At 67.7% G+C, this 4,167-nt stretch carries 3 protein-coding genes and 1 pseudogene; 2 read left to right on the forward strand and 2 right to left on the reverse strand.

Going from position 1 to position 4,167, the window contains the following annotated elements:
• Together D7X55_RS36830 and D7X55_RS36835 are read left to right on the forward strand one after the other, a co-directional pair.
• Positions 1 to 488, forward strand: a pseudogene (locus D7X55_RS36830) (APC family permease); the annotation flags it as partial.
• A gap of 128 nt (positions 489 to 616) precedes the next feature.
• Positions 617 to 1,300 carry an abortive infection system antitoxin AbiGi family protein gene (locus tag D7X55_RS36835; protein WP_233610292.1) on the forward strand — a complete coding sequence of 228 codons (684 nt, stop codon included), beginning with the start codon at positions 617 to 619 and terminating at the stop codon, positions 1,298 to 1,300.
• Positions 1,301 to 1,306: 6 nt separating this feature from the next.
• Here D7X55_RS36835 and D7X55_RS36840 read toward each other — a convergent pair whose 3' ends face one another.
• The gene (locus tag D7X55_RS36840) at positions 1,307 to 2,653 is read right to left on the reverse strand and encodes a Fic family protein (RefSeq protein ID WP_120548601.1); all 1,347 of its coding nucleotides are present in this window, start codon (positions 2,651 to 2,653) and stop codon (positions 1,307 to 1,309) included.
• A gap of 50 nt (positions 2,654 to 2,703) precedes the next feature.
• On the reverse strand, positions 2,704 to 4,089 hold the full coding sequence (gene dbpA, locus D7X55_RS36845) for an ATP-dependent RNA helicase DbpA (protein WP_120548602.1): 1,386 nt from the start codon (positions 4,087 to 4,089) through the stop codon (positions 2,704 to 2,706).
• Positions 4,090 to 4,167: the final 78 nt, after the last annotated feature.

Genomic DNA, 4,167 nt, shown 5'->3' on the forward strand with positions numbered 1-4,167 from the left:
GCGCGGGGCTGGAGCGGCTGGTGGGCGCGGGCACGAGCGTGTCCGCGCTGGGCATCTGCGTGGGGATGATGGTGACGACGCCGCGCTACCTGTCCGCGCTGGCCGCCGGGGAGCGCTCGCTGTTCGGGCTGGAGCGCATGTCGGCGTCGGGCGTGCCCATGCGGGCGCTCGCGGTGACGTGGGCGCTGGTGCTGGGGTTCGTGAACCTGGGAGATTTGTCGGAGCTCTTCGCGCTGTCCGCCATCGCGGTGCTGATGCAATTTGGAGTCACGGCGGCGGCGCTCGCGGTGCTGTCGCTGCGGCGGGAGCGGAACCTGCGGCCGGTGCACGCGCTGCTGGCGGTGCCCACGCTGGTGCTGGGCCTGACGCTGGTGGCCTTTGGCGCGAGCGCCCGGGAGGCGGCGGTCGCGTCGGTGGCGGTGCTCGCGGGGCTGGCGCTGATGCGATTGTCGCGGCCGAGGGAGCCAGCGCCCGTCCGCCTGCCGTAGTGCTTTCGCACGTCAGGAGGGCGGGCAGGCCTGGGGACAACCCAGCACGTCGTGTTGCGAAGGAGGGAGCAGGCCGGAAGACTCGCGAGGCGATGCTCGGGTATCAGGCGAATGCGCAGTGGCGGGACATGTCTGACTTCGTGGTGCACTTCACGAAGCCCGGGCCCCCGTACCACGACGCCTACCAGAACATGATGAGCATCCTGGGGGCGCGCACGCTCATCCCGGGCGCGGAGGGGTTTGGCATCGCGCGGCGGGAAGCGGCGGTGGCGAACCTGCACCGCTCGGTGTGCTTCAGCGAGATCCCGTTGGATCAGCTCGCGAGGCTGGTGCAGCGCCGGAGCCTGTACGGCATCGCCTTCCGCAAGAGCTTCATCCTGTCGCAGGGCGGAGGTCCGGTCTGGTACGTCCAGTACGGCTCACCGGCGCACCTGGCGATGAAGCACCAGTTGGATCAGGCCCTGGCGGCGAAGGAGCCGCAGAAGGAACCCGTTTGGGCGGTGACGCCCTTCGTGGACATCCAGGGTGACGCGCACAACGCGCCCTACAGCTACCGCTTCGACTGGGAGCGCGAGTGGCGCGTCCCGGGCCTGCTGCGCTTCACGGAGTACGACGTCGCGGCGCTCTTCCTGCCGGAAGAGGTCCACACCGTGGCCCGGGACTTCTTCGCCTGGGCCGTGAGGGAGCGCGCGGGTCCGGGCTACTTCTGCCCCGTGTTGGACCCAGGCTGGAAGGCCGGGCAGATCATGGAGGCGCTGGCGAAGCACACGCAGGCGCCGGTCGCGACCGAGCGCAAGAGCGTGCAGGGGTAAGCCGCTTCAGGGCTTGTACTTCTTGAGCCGCCTCTCGAGGTTGCTCACGGGAGAGAAGGAGAAGGCCCGTCCGACCTGGTCCCTCTTCAAGAGCCCCGCGGCTTCAAGGTCGAGCAGGTCCTGCCGGGCGGTTTGATAGACGACTCCGTGCCGACGCCGGTGCGACTGGATGTCATAGCTGGCATCCGGATGGTGGAGGGCGTGCGCCAGCAGCTCTCGCTGCCGATGATTCAGAACCGATCCTTCCTTGAGAAGTAGATCCACCTGCCTGGCTTCCCGCCCCTTCCGCTCCAGATACGCGTAGAGGTCATCGGTCGCGCGTTGAATGACCTCCAGCTGATGCAAGAGGAAGTAGGTGAGGTCTCCGTGGTCCGTCTCCGTGAACAGGAACGCCCGGCTGTATTGCATCTGGGCTCGCTGGATGATCCGCGAGATGGAGAGGAACTCCGCGATCCAATACCCCTGCCGGATCATGCTCCAGTAGAAGAGGGCCCGCGCGGTGCGCCCGTTGCCATCCACGAAGGGATGGTCGTAGGCGAGCATGAAGTGGATCACGATGGCGCGTACGACTGGATGGATGAAGACCGCCCCTCCGGAGTCATTCGCGAAAGCACAGAGCTGCCGCAATCGCCCGGGCAGTTCACGAGCGTCAGGGGGGACATGGAGGGTCTCTCCACTCGCCCGGTCCTGGACCGTGACGGGCTCATCGCCGCGCCGCAAGCGCCCCTCTTCGCCAGGCTCAAGCGTGTCACGCGTGATGGTTTCGTGAAGCTCCAGGAGCAGCGACGTCGTCAGCGGGACATGAGCATTCCGGCGCATCAACTCCATCGCCTGGAAGTTGTTGAAGATCATCCGCTCGTCCTTGGTCCGAGGCGGACGTCCCTGCTCCAGCATCTGCTTCGCGACCTTTCGCGTCGTGGAGGCCCCTTCCAGCTGACTGGAAGTGATGGCTTCCTCCATCAGCGATTCGACGATGTATCGATCCCGGACAGCTGGATTGGCCAGTTGAGGGTCAGCCAGCTCCAGCCCCTTCCCAAGCTGCCAATCAATCTGGTGCAGGCCGGATAGGAGGCCGTTCGGGCGGACGAACGAAAACGGTCGTCCTGCCTTGTCGAGGAGCGGCACATCGGAGCCAAGCGCGGCGCGAGCAGTCTTGAGCCGGTACCACCACTCGTCATGCGTCATACCCTCGGGGACGGGATGACGGCGAAGCTCATCCCAGTGGAGGTAGCGGCCGTCCACCTCCGGCCCTATCGGCTTGCGCTCCAGCAGAGCGACAAGCCTCTCCGTTCCCTCCTGAGCCACCCGCTGGACAAACGCATGGAGGTCAGGAGGCGTCGCAGGGAGTCGCATGGGCTTGAACTACCAATCTACTACTAATCTTGCAGCAGATTGGTAGTTCCCTACCGCACCCGTTCGATGCGGTGCTTGCGGCCCTTGATGCGGCCTTCGCTCAGCCGCTGGAACGCGACCTTCACCACGCGCTTGGAGACGGCGACGAAGGCGTGATGGTCGTGGATCTCAATCTTGCCCACGTCCTCCGCCTTCAGTCCGCCTGCCTCACCCGTCAGCGCGCCCAGGATGTCCCCGGGCCGCATCTTGTCCTTGCGCCCCGCGGAGATGGACAGCGTCTCCCAGCCAGAGATGAGTGACACGCCCGGCACGTTCTCCGGCACCAGCGCGTCCACGTCTCCCTTCTCCAGCTTCACGCCCGTCGTCGCCTCGATGTCCTCCACCTTGCGGCTGTCCGAGCGCGTCACCAGCGACAGCGCCAGCCCCCGCCGCCCCGCGCGCCCCGTGCGGCCGATGCGATGCACGTACGCTTCCGGCTGCTGCGGCAGCTCGTAGTTCACCACCGCGTCCAGCGCCTCCACGTCGATGCCCCGGCCCGCCACGTCCGTGGCCACCAGCACGCGCGTGCTGTGATTGCGGAACTTCGCCATCACCCGGTCCCGGTCGAACTGCTCCAGGTCTCCCTGCAAGCCGTCCGCGCTCACGCCCGCCTGCACCAGGGCCCGCGTCAGCTCCACCACCACCGCCTTGAAGTTGCAGAACACGATGGCGGAGGCCGGCTGGTGCTGGCGCAACAGCCGCAAGAGCAGCGACTGCTTCTCCTCCGGCTGGCAGGCGTAGGCCACCTGCTGGATGTCCGGCGCGGCCTCCTCCTGCGCCAGCGACACCCGCACCGGGTCCTTCTGGAACGCGCGGCTCAGCTTCTCGATGTCGTCCGGGAAGGTCGCGGAGAAGAGCACCGTCTGGCGCTTCGCGGGCGTCGCCCCGAGCACCCGCTCCATGTCCTCCCGGAAGCCCATGTCCAGCATCCGGTCCGCTTCATCCAGCACCACCGTGGCCAGGTGCCGCGTGTCCAGCACCTCGCGGTCCAGCAGGTCGATGATGCGCCCCGGCGTCCCCACGCCGATGTGCGCGCCCTTCTCCAGCGCCTCCACCTGCGGCCGGATGGGCGAGCCTCCCGCGAGCGCCAGCACCTGCACGCCCGGCATCCGCCGCGCCAGCCGGCGGATCTCTCCGGCCACCTGCGCGCACAGCTCGCGCGTGGGGCAGAGCACCAGCGCCTGGAGCCGCCGGTCCTGCGTGAGCTTCACCTTCTGCAGGATGGGCAGCGCGAACGCCGCCGTCTTCCCGCTGCCCGTGCGCGCCTGGCCCACCAGGTCTTTTCCCTGCAAGAGCACCGGGATGCTCTGCGCCTGGATGGGGGTGGCGGTCTTGAACTCCAGCTCCTCCAGCACCTGGAGCAGCGGGGGCGACAGCGCGAGCGCGGAGAATTCCATCGGAGCCTCGGGGGACGGAGGCACGGGGCGCCTCGGGAGAACGCGCCCTTGTAGCAGCCTTCACACGCCGGACAAGCC

Origin of the sequence: Corallococcus sp. AB049A, from assembly GCF_003668885.1 — a bacterium.
In the GTDB taxonomy this organism is placed as follows: domain Bacteria; phylum Myxococcota; class Myxococcia; order Myxococcales; family Myxococcaceae; genus Corallococcus; species Corallococcus interemptor.